Raw genomic sequence first — 913 nt, forward strand, 5'->3', positions numbered from 1 at the left:
CCACATGGGTGACAGCCCGCGCATGCTGGAGCCGTTGTACAACATCCTCGAGTGCTGTGATGTCCCGATTACCAAACTGTTGCCAACGCATGTTAATCGTGCGGAACCGCTGTTCCAGGCGGCGCTGGAGTATGCCCGCCAGGGCGGTTATATCGATATCACCAGCAGCATTGATGAGCCTGTTGATCCGGCAATGGCGATTGCTACAGCGTTGCGCCAGAACNTCGCGCATTACCCTGAGCTCGGATGGCAACGGCAGCCAGCCGGAATTTGATGAGTTAGGTAATCTCACCGGTATCGGTGTCGCGGGGTTTGAATCACTGGCGGAAACGGTGCGCCAGTTGGTGAAAGTTCATGCCATACCGCTGGAACAGGCGCTCTGTCCGCTGACGCGTACGGTCGCAGAATTTTTGGGACTAGAGCATAAAGGGCGTTTGGCGGTGGGATGCGATGCGGACATTCTGGTGCTTAACGATGCGCTGGAGGTTAATCACCTGTGGGCGAAGGGAAAAGCCGTGGTCAGAGAGAAGAAAGCCTGCGTAAAAGGGACGTTTGAATAAACGCTTATGCCGGGTGGCGGTTACGCCTTACCCGGCCTACAGATTAATGCGCTTTGCTGGCCATGATCTCAATGATCTGCTTGTCGGTTTCCTGCATCGAACGACATGCCAGCGCACACAGATTCGCAATAGATTGCTCGACATTATGCGNCGGCATCAATCAGGAAACTGATGCGATGGATGCCATCGTAGGTTTTGCCCATAAATGACTTTTCACCCCAGACGCCAAATTGCTCGCAAACCTGATGATCTTCATCAGACAGGAGCGTGAAGTTAAGCACTTCTTTCTCCGCAAATCGGGAAAGCTTCTCTGGTTTATCGGTGCTTATCCCCAGCACTTCAACACCGGCTTT

At 53.5% G+C, this 913-nt stretch carries 3 pseudogenes; 1 reads left to right on the top strand and 2 read right to left on the bottom strand.

What is annotated here, in order from left to right:
- Positions 1 to 560 (top strand): annotated as a pseudogene (locus FDX22_RS27610) (amidohydrolase family protein); the annotation flags it as partial.
- A gap of 43 nt (positions 561 to 603) precedes the next feature.
- Here FDX22_RS27610 and FDX22_RS32850 read toward each other — a convergent pair.
- Together FDX22_RS32850 and FDX22_RS27620 are read right to left on the bottom strand one after the other, a co-directional pair.
- A pseudogene (locus FDX22_RS32850) lies at positions 604 to 708 on the bottom strand (hypothetical protein); the annotation flags it as partial.
- 4 nt (positions 709 to 712) lie between these two features.
- Positions 713 to 913 (bottom strand): annotated as a pseudogene (locus FDX22_RS27620) (redoxin domain-containing protein); the annotation flags it as partial.

This window comes from Citrobacter sp. TBCS-14, assembly GCF_005280805.1.
GTDB lineage: Bacteria > Pseudomonadota > Gammaproteobacteria > Enterobacterales > Enterobacteriaceae > Citrobacter > Citrobacter gillenii.